Here is a 16,982-nt window from a genome sequence, read left to right as displayed (position 1 = left end):
ATCAGATCCACATGAAAAAGCCCGCCCCGGGAACAGGGCGGGCTGTGAGGCTCGGAAGTACCGGAGGATCGGGGGTTACGGCAGCGTGAGGATGTCGGCGCCGCTGTCCGTGACGACCAGCGTGTGTTCGAACTGCGCCGTCCGCCTGCGGTCCTTCGTCACGACCGTCCAGCCGTCGTCCCACATGTCGTACTCGTGCGTACCGAGCGTCAGCATCGGCTCGATGGTGAAGGTCATCCCGGGCTGGATGACGGTCGTCGCGTGGGGGCTGTCGTAGTGCGGAATGATCAGCCCGGAGTGGAAGGAGGAGTTGATCCCGTGCCCCGTGAAGTCCCGGACCACCCCGTACCCGAAGCGTTTCGCGTACGACTCGATGACGCGGCCGATGATGTTGATCTGGCGGCCCGGCTTGACCGCCTTGATGGCGCGCTCCAGCGACTCGCGGGTCCGGTCGACGAGCAGTTTGCTCTCCTCGTCCACGTCGCCGACGAGATAGGTGGCGTTGTTGTCGCCGTGCACACCGCCGATGTACGCCGTCACGTCGAGGTTGATGATGTCGCCGTCGCGCAGCACCGTGGAGTCGGGGATGCCGTGGCAGATGACCTCGTTCACGGAGGTGCACAGCGACTTGGGGAAGTCGCGGTAGCCGAGGGTCGACGGATAGGCGCCGTGGTCACACATATAGGCGTGCGCGACCCGGTCCAGCTCGTCCGTCGTGACGCCCGGCGCGATGAGCTTCGCGGCCTCGGCCATCGCCCGCGCGGCGATCCGCCCGGCGATCCGCATCGCCTCGATCGTCGCGGGCGTCTGCACCTCCGGGCCGGTGTACGGCGTGGGGGCGGGCTTGCCCACGTACTCGGGGCGCCTGATGTTTCCCGGGACGGGACGGGTGGGAGAGAGCTCCCCTGGTACGAGCAGCGACTGGCCAGACATGCCAGCGAGTCTAACCAGCGGACGTGGGGGACCATGTCCGTGGCGAAAGGAGCCGGTCATGGCCCTCTTCAAGAAGCGCACCGTCGGCAAGCCCGGCGAGTGGTACTACTGCCTGGAACACAAGACCGTCGAGGAAGGCCCCGACTGCCCCGGCAAGGACCGCTTCGGTCCGTACGCCTCCCGAGCCGAGGCCCAGCGCGCGATGGAAATCGCCCGCGAGCGCAACCTCGAATGGGAGACGGACCCGAAGTGGCACGACGCGAAGGGGACGGAGCCGGGCCCTGACGAGGACTGAGCGCGCGGGCGGCTGGTGACCCGCAGCAGCCGCCCATGGTGCTCGGCCGACGCTGGGGGCCGGCGACTGTCGGCCGACAGTCATGGGTCGTGCGGGTGGGAAAGGACTCCGGCCGTAGGCCGGGTCTACCCCCCCCACCGGCGTCAACCTGACGAAACCCCGCTGACCGACCGCCGCGCGTCCCGCATCCGCAGCGCATGCGGATTCGTCCGTACGTCGTACGTCATCAGCTTGGGGAGGCAGAGCGCCAGCAGTCCCACCGCGCCCACGCAGAGCAGCCCGCCTGCCCAGATCGAGGCCCGGACACTCGTCCACGCCGCCATCCCGCCCGCGCGGACCTGCCCCAGCTGCGGCCCGGCGGAGTAGGACAGCAGCTCGATCCCGGCGAGCCGGCCCCGCAGCTCGTCCGGGATCGTCTGGTTCCACATGGCGGCCCGGAAGATCCCGCTGACCATATCGAAGGCGCCGCCGAGGACGAGGCAGAGCAACACCAGCCAGACATTGCCCATCACACCCGCGGCGACCATGGCGAATCCCCAGCCGGCCGCCGCGAGGACCACCATCCGCCCGTGCCGGTGGATCCGAGAGGTCCACCCGCTGGTGAGGGTCACGAGCAGCGCCCCGGCCGGCAGTGCCGCGTACATCAGCCCCAGCGACCACGGGGCCCCGAGTTCGTCCGCGAGGAAGGGCAGCAGGGCGAGCGGCATCGCGAAGAACATCGCGGCGAGGTCGATGGCGTACGTGCCGAGAAGCTCCTTGCGGCTCCACGCATACCGGGCGCCCTCCGCGATCGACCGCAGCGACGGCTTCGCGGCCTCGCGCGCCGCGGGTGACGCCGTCAGCCCGACCACCAGCAGCACGGACACCAGGAACGTCACGAGGTCCACGGCGTACGCCCAGCCGAGCCCGGCATAGGCCACGACGACACCCGCGAGCGCCGGGCCCGCGACGCCGCCGACGGTCCAGCGCAGCGCGTTGAGCGAGGCCGCGGCCGGCAGGTGCTCGTGCGCCACGATCCGCGGCAGGAGCGAGTCCAACGCGGGGCGCTGGACGGCGCCGAGCGCGGAGCTGAGTCCGGCGACCACGTACAGCGGCCACACCGTCGGGTGCGGCAGAGCCGAGTTGACGAGCAGCGCGGCGCACAGCACCCCCTGCCCGGCCTCCGTGTAGACGATCAGCTTCCGCTTGTCCAGAGCGTCGGCGAGCGCCCCGCCGTACAACCCGAACACCACCATCGGCACCAGTTCCACGGCCCCGATCGCCCCCACCGCCACCACGGATCCGGTGAGTTCCTTCATCTGCACGGGCAGTGCGACGAAGGTCAGGAAACTCCCGAACGTCGTGATCAGCCCGGCCACCCACACCCGACGGAACTCGGCGGAGGCCCGCCAGGGCGCGAGATCCGGCAGCAGCGAACGGAGCGGTGCGAGGTCGTCATCAGTCACGACGGGCCATGCTGGGCGACGCCCCGGTGTGAGGCAACTGCATTTCGGCTACGGGAGCCGGCCCGCCGCGGGTGGGAAGGGGTGGCGAGTCGGGTGGGCGGACGGGAAGGGTGGTTCGAGGGTGGCCGCCGCAGGCGGGAAGGAGTGGCGAGTCGGGTGGGCGGTCGGGAAGGGTGGTTCGAGGGTGGCCGCCGCAGGCGGGATGGGAGACCGAGTCGGGCGGGTGGTGAGCGGGCGGGCGGGATAGAGATCACCACCGCGCAGACGGCGGAGCCGTCAACTGGTCCGCCAGCCGGGACAACCGGTCACGAAAGCGGCGCCGCCCCCGCGGCGCAGGCAACGCACACTCCCCAGCCCCCGCACTCACAAGATGCTGCACGGTATCGAGATCCAGCTCGGGATCGGCCGGCACGGCAAGCGACTCGTGGGCCAGCCCCAACAGCTCAGAACCCCCCGCGGACAGCGCCAGCACCGTCGCCCCGGCCCGACGGGCGTCATGAACCCGTTCCAGGAGCGGCGCCCCGGTCGCACCCGGCGACACCACCAGCAAGGTCTCCCCCCGCCGCGCGGCCTCGATACGCCCGAGCCCCACCGCCAGGTGGGCCGGATCCGACCCCCGCGCCGCATGCCGCACCAGCGTCGGCGACAGCTCCGGCGTCCCCGACCACGCCGCCTCGTCGACCAGATGCGCGGCGAGATGCCAGGGCTCGTACTCCTCCGTCCCCACCAGCAACAACCCGCCCCCGTACGACACCACGGACCCCCGCAGCACCCCCGCGAACCGCCGCGTGGCCCCCAACCACTCGGTCCCGGCGAGCACTTCACGCAGCAACGCGACCCGTACGGCATCCATGGGGACGCATCCTGCCGCAACCGGCCCCCCGGGACACGGAGTTCACCCCGAATTAGCCCAAGTTGGGCAAGGTGCCGAATCAAGCGGTAAGAAGAGACGCATGACAAGCACCAAGGGCACCGAGGACACCAAGGGCATCGAGGACGCAGAGGTCACCGAGGACGCTGAGGTCACCGAGGGCATCGAGACGTCCGTCCCCTTCGAGGCGGGCCGGGAAGGCTACGCCAGCTTCCGCATCCCGGCCGTCGTCGCCACCGCAGGCGGGACCCTGCTCGCCTTCTGTGAGGGGAGGGTCGGCTCCCGGGAGGACTTCGGGAACATCGACATCGTGCTGAAGCGGTCCACGGACGGCGGCCGCACCTGGGGCCCGCTCCGGGTCGCCGCCGAGAACGGTGAGCACCTCGCGGGCAACCCGGCCCCCGTCGTCCTCGACAGCGGCCGCGTCCTGCTCGTCCACGTCCGCAACGCGGCTGCCGCCACCGAGGCCGCCATCCGCCGCGGCGAGGTGTCGGCCGCCGACGGCCGCCGCGTCTGGGTCCAGCACAGCGACGACGAAGGCCTCAGCTGGTCGAGCCCCACGGACATCACCGCGCAGACCAAGGTGGAGACCTGGCGGTGGTACGCCACCACGCCGGGCCACGCCCTCCGGCTGACCTCCGGCCGGGTCGTCGTCCCCGCCAACCACTCCCTCCCGCCGACCGGCACGGACACTGGCACCGAGGGCAAGTACGACGGCGGCCACTGCCTGCTGAGCGACGACGACGGCCGGACCTGGCGCATCGGATACGTCGACGACAACCCCAGCGGCTACATCAACGCGAACGAGACCACCGCCGCCGAACTCCCCGACGGACGCGTCTACTTCAACACCCGCAACGACTCACCCGCCCCCGGCACCCGCGCCGACGCCTACTCCCACGACGGCGGCGAGAGCCTGGTCAAGCCCTTCCGCCCGCAGGCAGGCCTCACCGCCCCCGTGGTCCAGGGCAGCGTCCTCCAGCTCCGAGACCCCGACCTGCTCCTCTACTCCGGTCCCGCCGACCCCGGCTTCCGCGCCCTGATGACCGTCCGCGCCTCCACCGACGACGGCGTCACCTGGCGCCCCGCGCACACGGTCGACGGACTGCCGGCCGCGTACTCCGATCTCGTACGCGTCGACGCCACGACCCTCGGACTCCTCTACGAGACGGGCGACTTCGGCGCGTACGAGACGATCGTCTTCCGCCGCATCCCCCTGACGGCCCTCACCTGACCCCCATGCATGCCCGGGATCCGCGCCAGGGATCCGCGCACGTAAAGTCGGCTCATGACCTCTACCGACAGCGCCTCCACCGCCGGCGCACAGAAGGCCCCCGCCAAGGACCCCTGGGACCTTCCCGACGTGTCCGGGCTCGTCGTCGGCGTACTCGGCGGCACCGGCCCTCAGGGCAAGGGCCTGGCCTACCGGCTCGCCAAGGCCGGCCAGAAGGTGATCATCGGCTCGCGTGCCGCGGACCGTGCGCAGAGCGCCGCCGCGGAACTCGGGTACGGCGTCGAGGGCGCCGACAACGCCGAGTGCGCGCGGCGCAGCGACATCGTGATCGTCGCGGTGCCGTGGGACGGACACGGCAAGACCCTGGAGTCCCTGCGCGAGGAACTGGCCGGCAAGCTCGTCGTCGACTGCGTCAACCCGCTCGGCTTCGACAAGAAGGGCGCGTACGCGCTGAAGCCGGAAGAGGGCAGCGCCGCCGAACAGGCCGCCACCCTGCTGCCGGACTCGCGGGTCACCGCGGCCTTCCACCACCTCTCGGCCGTCCTCCTCCAGGACCCGGAGATCGCGGAGATCGACACCGACGTGATGGTCCTCGGCGAGGAGCGCGCGGACGTCGAGATCGTCCAGGCGCTCGCCGGACGTATCCCCGGCATGCGCGGCGTCTTCTCCGGGCGGCTGCGCAACGCCCACCAGGTCGAGTCCCTGGTCGCCAACCTCATCTCGGTGAACCGGCGCTACAAGGCCCACGCGGGCCTGCGGGTGACGGACGTATAAGTCACGTGGGGGACACTGGTGGCCATCAGTGTCCCCCGACAGGAGCCGATCCCATGTCCCTCTTGCCCCCACCCGCCCCGGCCCGGCGACTCGCCTTCTACGCACTCGCCGTCTGCGTCCTGGCCGTCGCCGCGGCCGTGGTCTCCTTCGTCCAGGGCAGCTTGCTGGGGATCGTGTGGGTGCTGCTGGCCGGACTGTCGTCCAACATGACGTGGTACTACGCGCGGCGCGGCAAGGCGCGTACGGGATCGGGGTCCGTCACTGGGTGACGGTGCAGTACTCGTTGACGCCGTCCCAGAAGCGGTACAGGTTCTGACCGCAGTAGCGCTCGACGTCGTCGATGCCCAGGCCGCCGAGGATCCAGTAGATCGCGTCGAAGAACGCGGTGTTCACCGACGGGATCCACAGCACCGCGAACACGGCGAGCAGACCGAACGGCGCGAACGGCTCCACCTGGCGGCGGACGCCGTACGACAGCCAGGGCTCGATGACGCCGTAGCCGTCGAGGCCCGGCACCGGCAGGAAGTTCAGGATCGCGGCCGTGATCTGGAGCATCGCGAGGAACGCCAGCGCGTAGCGGAACGGGTCCGGCACTCCGTCCAGGGCGCCCAGCCAGAACGGCGCCGTGCAGACGATCGCGAAGAGGACGTTGGTCAGCGGGCCCGCCGCCGAGATCAGACTGTGCTTCCAGCGGCCCTGGATCCTGCTCCGGTCGATGAAGACCGCACCGCCCGGCAGACCGATCCCGCCCAAGATCACGAAGACGACGGGCAGGATGATGCTCAGGAGCGCGTGCGTATAGGCGAGCGGGTTGAGCGTCAGGTAACCCTTCGCGCCGATCGAGATGTCCCCGCTGTGCAGGGCGGTGCGCGCGTGGGCGTACTCGTGCAGACAGAGCGAGACGATCCACGCGGCCGTCACGAACAGGAACACGGCCAGACGGGGCTTGTCGGCGAACCCGGTCCAGGTCGCCCAGCCGGTCACCGCCGTCACGGCCACGATCCCGATGAAGACGGGGCTGATCCTCCGGTCACTGCGCCGGGAGGCTGTGGTGGTCATGAGGTGGGGCTCCTGGGGTGGGCTGGGGGGTGTGCGGTCGACCGTACCGGTGGTCTGTGAAGAACGTCCTGCGGACGGCCAGAGGTTCCTGACACTCGCTACGCTGCAAGCGATTCCCCTGAGGAGCTGCCGTGATGATCGCAGACCCTCCTCCTCAACTTCTCCCGGATCACGCGGGTTCGAAACCCGGAAGCGGAGCCGGGCCCTCACCAGTGACAATGGACCCCGTGCGCTACCGCATCCTCGGCACCACCCAGGCACTCCGCTCCGACGGCACGCCCGTCCCGGTCGGCGGGGCGCGGCTGCGTGCCCTGCTGACCGTGCTCGCGCTCCGGGCGGGACGGACCGTGCCGGTGTCCGTCCTGGTGGACGAGGTGTGGGACGGCGACCAGCCCGCGGACGCGCCCGGCGCGGTCCAGGCGCTGGTCGGCCGGCTGCGCAGGGCGCTGGGCGCGGAGGCGGTGGACTCGGACGAGGGCGGCTACCGGCTGACCGCGGGCCGGGACGACATCGACCTGCACCGTTTCGAGCGGCTGGCGGGCGAGGGCACCCGCGCGCTGGCCGACGGCGACAGCGCGAAGGCGGCGGTCGTCCTCGACGACGCCCTCGCGCTGTGGCACGGCCCGGCCCTCGCCGACCTCCCCGACCGCACCGCCGAGGCGGCCCGCTGGGAGACCCGTCGCCTCGACGTGCGCCGCGCCCGTTTCACCGCGGCCCTCGCTCTCGGCGGCGCCGAACAGTCGCTGCCCGAACTCACCGCCCTCTGCGACATTCACCCCCTCGACGAACCCCTCCAGGCGCTGCGCCTGCGCGCCCTGCGCGACGCGGGCCGCCCGGCGGAGGCGCTGGCCGCGTACGAGTCCGTACGACAGCTTCTTGCCGACCGCCTCGGCTCGGACCCGGGACCCGAACTACGCACCCTGCACACCGAGTTGCTGACCCCGGCGCCCCGGAGCACCCCCGCGCCGCAACCCGTCGCCCGCCCCGGCAACCTCCGCGCCCGCCTCACCTCCTTCGTCGGACGCGAGGCCGACATCGACACCATCCGGGGCGACCTCGCGGCGGCCCGGCTCGTGACCCTGCTCGGACCCGGCGGAGCGGGAAAGACACGGCTCTCGCAGGAGGCGGCGGAGGCCGTGGCGTACGCGGCACGGGACGGGGTGTGGCTGGCCGAACTCGCCCCGGTGGACGACCCGAAGGCCGTGCCCGAGGCGGTACTCACCGCCGTCGGCGCGCGCGAGACCGTGCTGCGCGGCGCCGGCGCCGAGGAGATGCGGGCGGTCTCGGACCGGATCGACGACCCCCTCAACCGGCTCGCCGAGCACTGCGCCAAGCGCCGCATGCTGCTGATCCTCGACAACTGCGAGCATGTCGTGGACGCCGCCGCGCACCTCGTCGAGGAGCTCCTTGAGCGCTGCCCCGGACTGACGGTACTCGCCACCAGTCGTGAACCCCTCGGCGTACCAGGGGAGTTGCTACGCCCGGTGGAGCCGCTGCCGGAGCCGGTAGCGCTGCGGCTGCTCGCCGACCGCGGGGCGGCGGCCCGGCCGGGATTCCGGATCGAGGACGATCCGGCGGCGGCCGCCGAGATCTGCCTGCGCCTGGACGGACTGCCGCTCGCCATCGAACTCGCCGCCGCCCGGCTCCGGTTGCTCACCGCACGGCAGATCGCCGACCGCCTCGACGACCGGTTCCGCCTGCTGACCTCGGGCGCGCGCACGGTCCTGCCCAGGCAGCAGACCCTGCGCGCGGTCGTCGACTGGTCCTGGGACCTGCTCGACGAGGACGAACGCGACGTACTGCGGCGGCTGTCCGTCTTCGCCGGCGGCTGCGATCTCGCCGCAGCCGAGGCCGTCTGCGGACCCGCCGCGCTGGAGTCGCTGGGCTCCCTCGTCGACAAGTCCCTTGTGGTGGCCGCCCCTTCGGCGGACGGCGGGATGCGCTACCGGCTCCTGGAGACCGTCGCCGAGTACGCGGGCGAGCGCCTCGACGAGTCGGACGACCGCGCCGGCGCCGAGCGCGCCCACCTCACGTACTACCGCGAACTCGCCCGCACCACCGACCCCGAACTGCGCGGCCACGGCCAGGCCGCGGCGATCGCGCTCCTTGAACGCGAGTACGAGAACCTGCGCACCGCCCTGCGGCACGCCGTCACCGAATGTGACGAGCAGGAGGCCATCTGCCTCGTCCTGTCACTCAACTGGTACTGGCAGATGCGCGACCAGCGCATCGAGGCCCGCAGCTGGTCCGCCGAGGTCATGGCCCTCGGCCCCGACCCGTTCACCCCGCCCGCGCGCCCCGTCGCCCCGCTGTACGAGAGCGTCACCGCCACCCCGCCGCCGCTGCGCCCGGAGGTCCTCGAAGAGGCGCGGCGCGGTGTGCATCTCGTCCATCTCGCCGGTATGGACATGGACATGGAGGCCTGGATGACCCCGGACGCGCAGGCGAGGCTGCGCGTCATCGCCGGGACCTACCGGCCTGGCCTCCCGCAGACCTGCCGCAGCCCCGGCAGCCTCTGGTTCTACGCCGTCCTGCTCACCGGCGACATGGAGCGGTTGCGTTCCGTCATCGACGTGACCGTCAGCGCCTGCCGTGAGTTCGGCCTCGACTGGGAACTCGCCGTTGCCCTCCAGGTGCGCGCCAACATCCTTGCCAACCGCGCCGACTGGGCGGGCGACGCGACCCGTGACGCCGACGAGGCGCTGGAGATCTTCGGCCGGGTCGGCGACGCCTGGGGCGCGGCCGAGGCGCTCTCGGCACGCGGTGAGGCCCATGAGCGCCGGGGTGAGTACGGGCCGGCCGCCGCGGACTACGCGGAGGCGATGGCGTACGCCGAACGGCTCGGCGCCCGCGCCCAGGCGGCGGTACTGAGTGTCCGCCTCGGCAGTATGTACATCGAGCTGGGCGAGCCCGAGCGGGGCGAACGGATGCTGCGCGAGGTGCTCGCGCAGGGCTTCGGCGCCGTCAACGAAGCCATGCCCGCGGGCCGGCTCTTCCTCACCATGCGGCTCGGCCGCACCGGCCGGATCGCCGAGGCGCGCGAGCAACTGCGACTGCTGCGTGAGGAGTTCGGGGCCAGCACATTCGTGATCTTCGACGGGTATGTGATCGGGGTGGACGCCTGGCTGGACGCGGTCGACGGACGGTACGCGGACTCCCGGGACAAGGCGCGGCGGGCCGTGGAGCGGTCCCTGGACCCGCTGTCGCGGATGATGACGCCGAACCTGATCTCCACCCATCTGACCACCGCCGCCATCGCCCTCACCGGCCTGTACGGTGCCGACCGCGCCCGCGACGCGGCCCGACTTCTCGGCGCGGCCTACCACTTCCTGCCGCCGGGCCACTTCGTCACCCCGATGGAGGACGAGATGCGCACCCTGGCGGAGGCCGGTCTGCGGGCCGTACTGGACGACGCGGCGTACCAGGCCGCGTACGCCGAGGGCGGCGGGCTCTCCATGGAGGAGGCCGCCGCCCTCATCTGACGCGGACCGGACCGGGCAGTCGCTCGGCGTGCCCAAGGTCAGGACTTGGTACGGAACTTGTGGATCGCGTACGGCGCCATCACCACGGTGATCAGCGCCGTCCAGCCGAGGGTCACCCACAGATCGTGTGCGACGGGGCCGCCCACCATCAGTCCGCGCGAGGCGTCCGCGAGCGAGGACAGCGGGTTGTAGTCGGTGAAGGCCTGGAGCCAGCCCGGCATGGTCTGGGTCGGCGAGAAGATCGACGAACCGAACTGTAGGGGCATCAGGACCAGGAAGCCCAGCGCCTGCACCGACTGCGCGTTCTTCAGCGTCACACCGAGCGCCAGGAAGATCCACATCAGGGAGGTGCCGAAGAGGGCGGCGAGCCCCACGGAGGCGAAGAGGCCCGGCCAGTTCGTGATGTCGAAGCCCACCAGCACGCCGACGACCAGGAGGACCGTCGTCGCGACGAGCATCCGCATCAGCTCCACCACGATCTTGGCGAAGAGCACGGAGCCCTGGCCGATCGGCAGGGTGCGGAACCGGTCCATCACCCCCTTCTGGAAGTCCTCGTTGAAGCCGGTGCCGACGGCCATCGCGATGTTCATCGCCGTCATGGCCATCAGACCGGGCACCACGTACTGGACGTACGCCTCCTGGCCGCCGCCCAGCGACTGCCCGATGGAGCCGCCGAATACGTACACGAACAGCAGGGTGAAGACGACCGGCATCAGGATGGCGTCGAACATCGACTCCGGGTCCTGACGGATCCACAGCAGGTTGCGGCGGACCAGGGCGCCGATGTGGCGCGCGTGCGCGCGGGGGCTGATGCGGCCCTCGTCCTTCGCGGCGAGGGGGACATCGATGACTGCGGTACTCATGCGGAGACCTCCTCGTAGGCGCGGGCCGGGGTGTTGTCCTGCGGGGTACTGGCCTTGTGGCCGGTGAGGGACAGGAACACCTCGTCCAGGCTGGGCAGTTCGGTGCTGATCGAGCCGATGGTGATGCCGCGCGCGGTGACCGCGCCGACCACGGCGGTGAGTTGTTCGTCGCTGAGGATCGGGACCAGGACGGTGCCGGTCTCGGTGTCGACGACGGAGGTGGCGAGGCCGGTGAGGCCCAGCTCGTCGAGCATCGCGGCCAGCGGGCGCAGTTCCAGCGGATCCACCGGACGGACGCGCAGGGTGCGGCCGCCGACCTTCGCCTTCAGCTCGTCGATCCGGCCGTTGGCGATGACCTTGCCGCGGTCGATGACCGTCAGCTCGGAGGCCAGCTGCTCGGCCTCCTCCATGTACTGGGTGGTGAGCAGCACGGTGGCGCCGTCGGCGACCATCCGCTTGACCTCGCGCCACACCTCGTTGCGGGTGCGCGGGTCGAGGCCGGTCGTCGGTTCGTCCAGGTACAGCACGGCCGGGCTGCCGATCATGGAGGCGGCGAGGTCGAGGCGGCGGCGCATACCACCGGAGTACGTCGCCGCCGGGCGCTTGCCGGCCTCGGTGAGCGAGAAGCGCTCAAGGAGCTCGTCGGCACGCCGGCGGGCGTCCTTGCGGGGCAGATCGAGCAGCCGCCCGATCATGTACAGGTTCTCCCAGCCGGAGAGCTTCTCGTCGACCGCGGCGTACTGGCCGGTGAGGCCTATCACGCGGCGGAGCTGCCGGGGCTGCTTCAGTACGTCGTAGCCGGCGACCGTCGCCTGGCCGGAGTCGGGGGTGATGAGGGTGGACAGCACCCGGACGAGGGTGGTCTTGCCGGCGCCGTTGGGACCCAGCACACCGAGGACGGTGCCCTCGTGCACATCCAGGTCCACACCGTCCAGCGCCTTGGTCTCGCCGTAGTGCTTGACCAGCCCCCGTACGGTGACGGCGCTCTGGCCGCTTCGGGGCTTGTTGTCGATTCGCGTCATGACCATCAAGGTGCCAGCCCCCACCGACAAACCACCGACAGCCCGCCCACGGCCGCCTACACACCACCGACAGCCCGCCTCGCGGCTGGGGGGCGGGGCGCGCCTGTTGAAGCAAGTACGCACCGCAACCATCAATTGAGGAACCCCCACGGCGAGCAATTTGGTCCGCGAGAGCGGCGCCGGTTCAGGCGCAAAAACGGCAGCGACCCGTCGACGGGGGATGTTCGACGGGTCGCCTCGGTGCCGCAGTGGCTTCAGTGGACCTCAGGTCCTCAGGTGATCTCAGTGCACGGAGTGCTCGTCCAGCGGGAACGTTCCGGCGATGACGTCATCCGCAAACGCCTTCACCGCGTTGCCCATGACCTCGCGCAGGTTGGCGTACTGCTTGACGAACTTCGGCATCCTGCCGCCGGTCAGGCCGAGCATGTCGGTCCAGACGAGGACCTGCGCGTCCGTGTCGGGGCCCGCGCCGATACCGACCGTCGGGATGTGCAGGGTGCGGGTGACCTCGGCGGCCAGCTCCGCCGGGACCAGTTCGAGGACGACGGAGAACGCGCCCGCGTCCTGGACCGCCTTGGCGTCGCGCAGCAGCTGCTGGGCGGCTTCTTCTCCGCGCCCCTGCACCCGGTAGCCCATGGAGTTCACGGACTGCGGGGTCAGGCCGATGTGCGCCATGACCGGGATCCCGGACTCCACCAGGAGCTCGATCTGGCGGTGCGAGCGCTCGCCGCCCTCCAGCTTCACCGCGCCGACCCCGGCCTCCTTGACGAGGCGGGTGGCCGAGCGGAGCGCCTGGACCGGACCCTCCTGGTAGGACCCGAAGGGCAGGTCCGCCACGATCAGGGCACGTGAGGTGCCCCGTACGACCGAGGCCGACAGCATGGTCATCTCGTCCATGGTGACGGGCACGGTGGTCTCGTATCCCAGGTGGACGTTGCCCGCCGAGTCGCCGACGAGCATGACCGGGATGCCGGCCTCGTCGAAGACGGACGCGGTCATCGCGTCGTACGCGGTGAGCATGGGCCACTTCTCGCCGCGCTCCTTGGCGGAGGTGATGTCACGCACCGTGATGCGGCGGGTGCTCTTGCCCCCGTACAGCGCCTTGCTGCTGTCGGTGGACGGGCGGACACCCTCCGCAGGCTGCTTTGCGGCAGCCGAAATCTGCGTCATCGCAACGGCTCCTTCTGTCATCTCGAGGCGCCCTGACGGCGTCCCCGGATCACCTCCATGGTGGCACCTCGTGCCACGCGCGGCTAGACCGGGCCCGCAGACGCCCCAGGGACCGGGTTCCGGGGCCTCCGCCCTGCGACCTAGGTCCCTGTGTAAGGTCTCCGTAAAGCATTTTCGATACGAGACGGTGTCGTATCGAATGTGGTTAGGCTGGTCGCCATGACAACTTCCGCTCCCGCTTCTGAACGACATGTGCCCGAGGCGGTGCACAGGCGCCGCTGGGCCATCCTCGGCGTGCTGATGCTGAGCCTGCTGATCGTGGTGCTCGACAACTCGATCCTGAACGTCGCGATCAAGACGATCTCGACCCCCGAGCCCATCGGCCTGGGCGCCACCCAGGGTGAGCTGGAGTGGGCCATCAACGCCTACACCCTCGTCTTCGCCGGGCTGCTCTTCACCGCGGGCCTCCTCGGTGACCGGCTCGGCCGCAAGAGGGTGCTGCTCGCCGGCCTCGCCGTGTTCGGCATAGGTTCGGCGCTGGCCGCCGAGTCCGGCTCACCGGTCCAGCTCATCGTGTTCCGCGCGGTGATGGGCCTCGGCGCGGCGTTCGTGATGCCCGCCACCCTCTCTGTCCTGATGAACGTCTTCGAGCGCGACGAGCAGCCCAAGGCCATCGGCATCTGGGCCGGCGGCGTCGGCCTCGCCATCGCGATCGGCCCGATCACCGGCGGCGTACTCCTGGACCACTTCTGGTGGGGCTCGGTCTTCCTGGTCAACGTACCGATCGTGCTCATCGCGCTGGTCCTGATGGTCTGGCTGGTCCCGGACTCCCGCGACCCGAACCCCGGACGCGTCGACCCGATCGGCGTGGTCCTGTCCGTCATCGGTCTCGTCCTGCTGGTCTACGGCATCATCAAGGGCGGTCAGCTGGCCGACTTCACCGACCCGACGGTCCTGGCGACCATCGGGGCCGGAATCGCGGTGCTCGTCGGCTTCGTCGTGTTCGAGAAGCGCAGCGACCACCCGTCCATCGACGTCACCTACTTCAAGAACAAGGTCTTCTCGGCGGCGATGTCCGCCATCGCGCTCGTCTTCTTCGCGCTGATGGGCGTGACCTTCTTCTCGGTCTTCTACACGCAGAGCGTGCGCGGCTACTCGCCGCTCCAGACCGGCCTGTTGATGCTGCCGCTCGCCGTCGCCCAGCTCATCTTCGCGCCGCGGGCCCGTCTCGTCGTCGACCGCTTCGGCAACAAGGCCACCTGCACGGCGGGGCTGCTGATGATCGCCGCGATGCTGGCCGCGTTCGCCACGCTGGACGCGGACACGCCGATCTGGATCCTGGAAGTCATCTTCTTCTTCATGGGCACCGGCATGGCGCACATCATGACCCCGACCAGCGTCGTGATCATGCAGGCCCTGCCGCGTGAGAAGGCGGGCTCCGCCTCCGCCCTCAGCAACACCTTCCGCCAGGTCGGCGGCGCCCTCGGTATCGCCGTCCTCGGCTCCGTCCTGTCCGCGGCCTACCGCAACAGCATCGAGGACAAGCTCACCCTGGTCCCGGCCGGCCTCCGCCACACCGCCGGCGAATCCATCGAGGCCACCCTCGGCGTCGCCGCCCGGCTCGGCCCCGAGGGCAAGAGCCTCATCACCCCCGCCAACGACGCCTTCCTGCACGCCATGCACGTCACCGCTCTGTGCGGCGCGGGCGTCGCCGTCATCGGCGCGCTGATCGTCTTCCTCTTCCTGCCGGGCCGCACTCCGGCACCGCAGGAGGACGAGAAGGAGACGGAGTTGGTGAAGACGGGGTCGTAACCACAGGCAACGCAGGTGGAGACCGGGGAGAATCACCCCAGGCGCGATCAAGGAGCGGACGGAGTTCGAAGTGGACCTCGCTGAAAGCCAGGACAGGCACGAGGGTCCCCCCAGGGGGCGCCCCCGCAGCGAGGCCGTGGAACGCTCCATCATCGAGGGCGTGATGAGGCTCCTGGAGGAGGGCGTACCGCTCGGGGAGGTCTCCATCGAGCGCGTCGCCCGCACCGCGGGTGTCGGCAAGGCGACCATCTACCGCCGCTGGAGCGGCAAGGAGGCCCTCTTCGTCGACGTCCTGCGCGCCGCCGAGCCGCCGGACGCGGAACTCCCCGGCACCTCGATGCGCGAGGACCTGATCGTCCTCCTGGAGCAGATGCGCCGGCGCGGCCTGGCCAGCCGCTCGTCGCTGATCCTGCACAACGTCTACGCGCAGATGAAGAGCAGCCCCAAGGTCTGGGACGCGTACCACACGACCGTCGTCGAACCGCGCCGCCTGATGGCCTTCGAAGTCCTGCGCCGCGGGCAGCGCAACGGCGAACTCCGCGAAGACATCGACATCGAACTGCTGAACGACATGTTCGTCGGGCCCATGCTCGTCCGCGCAATCCTGCGCCCCGACGCCGAACTCCCCGAAAACCTCGCGGAACGGATCGTGGACGCGCTGCTGGCGGGACTGAGCCACGCCAAGCCGTAGTCCACGTGGCCGTTCACCCGACGGTTCAGCCGTTTTCTGACGGGCCGTATGTGCGCGTTCTGTCACAGGGGACGCGTTCCACCTCCGCATTCGGAACTCCGGACGCGAGGTTGCACGTCTTCGTGCCCGTACGGCCGTCATGGGACGGCAGGACGGACACGGATCATCCCCTAGGGTCGTAACCGCGGGGCGGACGGTGTGCACGGCAAGTTGTGAGGCGAAGGTATGGCGCAGGCGTATATGACGGAGACGGGCAGCGGCGGCCAGGGGCCGGACCGCAGAGGGTCCCGGCTTCGGCGCCTGGTCGACGGCTGGCGCGGTGACCGTGGCATCTGGCGCCGGGGCGCGATCCTCGCCGCGCTCGCGGTGATCCTCGCGCTGGTCATGCTGCTGCACTCACGCATCCCGAACGTGATCGGCAACCTCGGCAGCCTCACCGAGACCTTCCTGCCCTGGTGCGGCCTCGCCGTGCCGGTGCTGCTGGTCCTCGCCTTCGTACGGAAGTCGGCGACCGCCCTGATCGCCGTGCTGCTGCCCGCGATCGTCTGGCTGAACCTCTTCGGCGGGCTCATCAGCGACAAGCACGGCAGCGGCGGGAACCTGACCGTCGCCACGCACAACGTCAACGCCGACAACCCGGACCCCTCGGGCACCGCCCGTGACGTGGCCGCCTCCGGCGCCGACGTGGTGGCCCTCGAAGAGCTGACGGCCACCGCGGTCCCGACGTACGAGGAGGCGCTCGCCTCGACGTACAAGTACCACTCGGTGCAGGGCACCGTCGGCCTGTGGAGCAAGTACCCGGTGTCCGACTCCCTGCCCGTCGACATCAAGCTGGGTTGGACGCGTGCGATGCGGGCCACGGTGACGACACCGGAGGGCCCGATCGCCGTGTACGTCGCCCACCTGCCCTCGGTACGGGTGAAGCTGGAGGCCGGGTTCACCGCCCGCCAGCGTGACACGAGCGCCGACGCGCTGGGCGAGGCGATCGCCGACGACCCGAACAAGCAGGTCATCCTGCTCGGCGACCTGAACGGCACGATGAACGACCGCGCGCTCAACGCCGTCACCGCGCAGATGCGCTCCACGCAGGGCGCGGCGGGCAGCGGCTTCGGCTTCAGCTGGCCCGCGGCGTTCCCGATGGCCCGGATCGACCAGATCATGGTCAAGGGGATCGAGCCGGTGACCTCCTGGACCCTGCCCAGGACCGCCAGCGATCACCTTCCGGTCGCCGCCCGCGTGAAGATCTCCGCAACCGGGTCTTAACCTCTTGGAATACTGAGCCTGAGAGGCTTTGTTCCACAGATGAACTTACGCGTCCTGTGTACATCGGT

The 16,982-nt window shown here is 70.5% G+C and carries 15 protein-coding genes; 8 read left to right on the top strand and 7 right to left on the bottom strand.

Annotation, left to right across the window (positions count from 1 at the left end; translation table 11 throughout):
• Positions 1-75: 75 nt before the first annotated feature.
• Positions 76-933, bottom strand: coding sequence for a type I methionyl aminopeptidase (gene map / locus ACIPC1_RS01805; protein ID WP_402512405.1), 858 nt, complete (start codon positions 931-933; stop codon positions 76-78).
• A gap of 58 nt (positions 934-991) precedes the next feature.
• On the opposite strand from map, the gene ACIPC1_RS01800 reads away from it, so the two are divergent.
• Complete coding sequence (locus ACIPC1_RS01800; protein ID WP_384384805.1) at positions 992-1,228, top strand: hypothetical protein; 237 nt, start codon at positions 992-994, stop codon at positions 1,226-1,228.
• A gap of 143 nt (positions 1,229-1,371) precedes the next feature.
• On the opposite strand, the gene ACIPC1_RS01795 is transcribed toward ACIPC1_RS01800, so the two are convergent.
• Together ACIPC1_RS01795 and ACIPC1_RS01790 are read right to left on the bottom strand one after the other, a co-directional pair.
• A complete protein-coding gene (locus ACIPC1_RS01795; RefSeq protein WP_402512402.1) occupies positions 1,372-2,673 on the bottom strand; it encodes an MFS transporter in 1,302 nt (433 codons plus the stop codon).
• 250 nt (positions 2,674-2,923) lie between these two features.
• On the bottom strand, positions 2,924-3,526 hold the full coding sequence (locus ACIPC1_RS01790) for a hypothetical protein (RefSeq protein ID WP_402512401.1): 603 nt from the start codon (positions 3,524-3,526) through the stop codon (positions 2,924-2,926).
• Between the two features lie 100 nt (positions 3,527-3,626).
• On the opposite strand from ACIPC1_RS01790, the gene ACIPC1_RS01785 reads away from it, so the two are divergent.
• From ACIPC1_RS01785 to ACIPC1_RS01775, 3 genes are read left to right on the top strand one after another with little or no spacing between them, the layout of a single operon-like run.
• Complete coding sequence (locus ACIPC1_RS01785) at positions 3,627-4,778, top strand: exo-alpha-sialidase (RefSeq protein ID WP_402512399.1); 1,152 nt, start codon at positions 3,627-3,629, stop codon at positions 4,776-4,778.
• A 54-nt stretch (positions 4,779-4,832) separates the two neighbouring features.
• Complete coding sequence (npdG, locus tag ACIPC1_RS01780) at positions 4,833-5,552, top strand: NADPH-dependent F420 reductase (RefSeq protein WP_402512397.1); 720 nt, start codon at positions 4,833-4,835, stop codon at positions 5,550-5,552.
• 53 nt (positions 5,553-5,605) lie between these two features.
• Positions 5,606-5,821 (top strand): hypothetical protein, encoded by a 216-nt coding sequence (locus ACIPC1_RS01775; protein ID WP_384384820.1) that lies wholly within the window; start codon positions 5,606-5,608, stop codon positions 5,819-5,821.
• Here ACIPC1_RS01775 and ACIPC1_RS01770 read toward each other — a convergent pair.
• Positions 5,811-6,611, bottom strand: a complete 801-nt coding sequence (locus tag ACIPC1_RS01770; RefSeq protein WP_402512395.1) for a site-2 protease family protein — start codon at positions 6,609-6,611, stop codon at positions 5,811-5,813. The genes ACIPC1_RS01775 and ACIPC1_RS01770 overlap by 11 nt on opposite strands.
• Before the next feature lie 218 nt (positions 6,612-6,829).
• On the opposite strand from ACIPC1_RS01770, the gene ACIPC1_RS01765 reads away from it, so the two are divergent.
• On the top strand, positions 6,830-10,093 hold the full coding sequence (locus tag ACIPC1_RS01765) for a BTAD domain-containing putative transcriptional regulator (RefSeq protein WP_402513356.1): 3,264 nt from the start codon (positions 6,830-6,832) through the stop codon (positions 10,091-10,093).
• A 38-nt stretch (positions 10,094-10,131) separates the two neighbouring features.
• On the opposite strand, the gene ACIPC1_RS01760 is transcribed toward ACIPC1_RS01765, so the two are convergent.
• From ACIPC1_RS01760 to panB, 3 genes are all read right to left on the bottom strand, one after another.
• Positions 10,132-10,956, bottom strand: coding sequence for an ABC transporter permease (locus ACIPC1_RS01760; protein WP_402512393.1), 825 nt, complete (start codon positions 10,954-10,956; stop codon positions 10,132-10,134).
• Positions 10,953-11,978: an ATP-binding cassette domain-containing protein gene (locus tag ACIPC1_RS01755; RefSeq protein ID WP_402512392.1), complete on the bottom strand. Its 1,026-nt coding sequence runs from the start codon at positions 11,976-11,978 to the stop codon at positions 10,953-10,955. Before ACIPC1_RS01755 ends, ACIPC1_RS01760 begins: the two co-directional genes overlap by 4 nt.
• Positions 11,979-12,260: 282 nt before the next feature.
• Positions 12,261-13,148, bottom strand: a complete 888-nt coding sequence (gene panB, locus ACIPC1_RS01750; protein WP_402512390.1) for a 3-methyl-2-oxobutanoate hydroxymethyltransferase — start codon at positions 13,146-13,148, stop codon at positions 12,261-12,263.
• A 219-nt stretch (positions 13,149-13,367) separates the two neighbouring features.
• On the opposite strand from panB, the gene ACIPC1_RS01745 reads away from it, so the two are divergent.
• The 3 genes from ACIPC1_RS01745 (at position 13,368) to ACIPC1_RS01735 (ending at position 16,914) form a co-directional block, all read left to right on the top strand.
• A complete protein-coding gene (locus tag ACIPC1_RS01745) occupies positions 13,368-14,960 on the top strand; it encodes an MFS transporter (RefSeq protein WP_402512388.1) in 1,593 nt (530 codons plus the stop codon).
• A gap of 70 nt (positions 14,961-15,030) precedes the next feature.
• A complete protein-coding gene (locus ACIPC1_RS01740) occupies positions 15,031-15,651 on the top strand; it encodes a TetR/AcrR family transcriptional regulator (protein ID WP_402512387.1) in 621 nt (206 codons plus the stop codon).
• A gap of 225 nt (positions 15,652-15,876) precedes the next feature.
• Positions 15,877-16,914: an endonuclease/exonuclease/phosphatase family protein gene (locus ACIPC1_RS01735; protein WP_402512385.1), complete on the top strand. Its 1,038-nt coding sequence runs from the start codon at positions 15,877-15,879 to the stop codon at positions 16,912-16,914.
• The last annotated feature ends 68 nt before the right edge of the window (positions 16,915-16,982 follow it).

Origin of the sequence: Streptomyces sp. NPDC087263 (assembly GCF_044744645.1) — a bacterium.
Classification (GTDB): domain Bacteria; phylum Actinomycetota; class Actinomycetes; order Streptomycetales; family Streptomycetaceae; genus Streptomyces.
This window is presented reverse-complemented; position numbering and strand designations above follow the sequence as displayed.

Bases quoted from the DNA above. Each gene is read 5' to 3' on its own strand.
- map (WP_402512405.1), bottom strand. From the start codon at position 933: ATGTCTGGCCAGTCGCTGCTCGTACCAGGGGAGCTCTCTCCCACCCGT.
- ACIPC1_RS01800 (WP_384384805.1), top strand. From the start codon at position 992: ATGGCCCTCTTCAAGAAGCGCACCGTCGGCAAGCCCGGCGAGTGGTAC.
- ACIPC1_RS01790 (WP_402512401.1), bottom strand. From the start codon at position 3,526: ATGGATGCCGTACGGGTCGCGTTGCTGCGTGAAGTGCTCGCCGGGACC.
- ACIPC1_RS01785 (WP_402512399.1), top strand. From the start codon at position 3,627: ATGACAAGCACCAAGGGCACCGAGGACACCAAGGGCATCGAGGACGCA.
- npdG (WP_402512397.1), top strand. From the start codon at position 4,833: ATGACCTCTACCGACAGCGCCTCCACCGCCGGCGCACAGAAGGCCCCC.
- ACIPC1_RS01775 (WP_384384820.1), top strand. From the start codon at position 5,606: ATGTCCCTCTTGCCCCCACCCGCCCCGGCCCGGCGACTCGCCTTCTAC.
- ACIPC1_RS01770 (WP_402512395.1), bottom strand. From the start codon at position 6,611: ATGACCACCACAGCCTCCCGGCGCAGTGACCGGAGGATCAGCCCCGTC.
- ACIPC1_RS01765 (WP_402513356.1), top strand. From the start codon at position 6,830: ATGGACCCCGTGCGCTACCGCATCCTCGGCACCACCCAGGCACTCCGC.
- ACIPC1_RS01760 (WP_402512393.1), bottom strand. From the start codon at position 10,956: ATGAGTACCGCAGTCATCGATGTCCCCCTCGCCGCGAAGGACGAGGGC.
- ACIPC1_RS01755 (WP_402512392.1), bottom strand. From the start codon at position 11,978: ATGACGCGAATCGACAACAAGCCCCGAAGCGGCCAGAGCGCCGTCACC.
- panB (WP_402512390.1), bottom strand. From the start codon at position 13,148: ATGACGCAGATTTCGGCTGCCGCAAAGCAGCCTGCGGAGGGTGTCCGC.
- ACIPC1_RS01745 (WP_402512388.1), top strand. From the start codon at position 13,368: ATGACAACTTCCGCTCCCGCTTCTGAACGACATGTGCCCGAGGCGGTG.
- ACIPC1_RS01735 (WP_402512385.1), top strand. From the start codon at position 15,877: ATGGCGCAGGCGTATATGACGGAGACGGGCAGCGGCGGCCAGGGGCCG.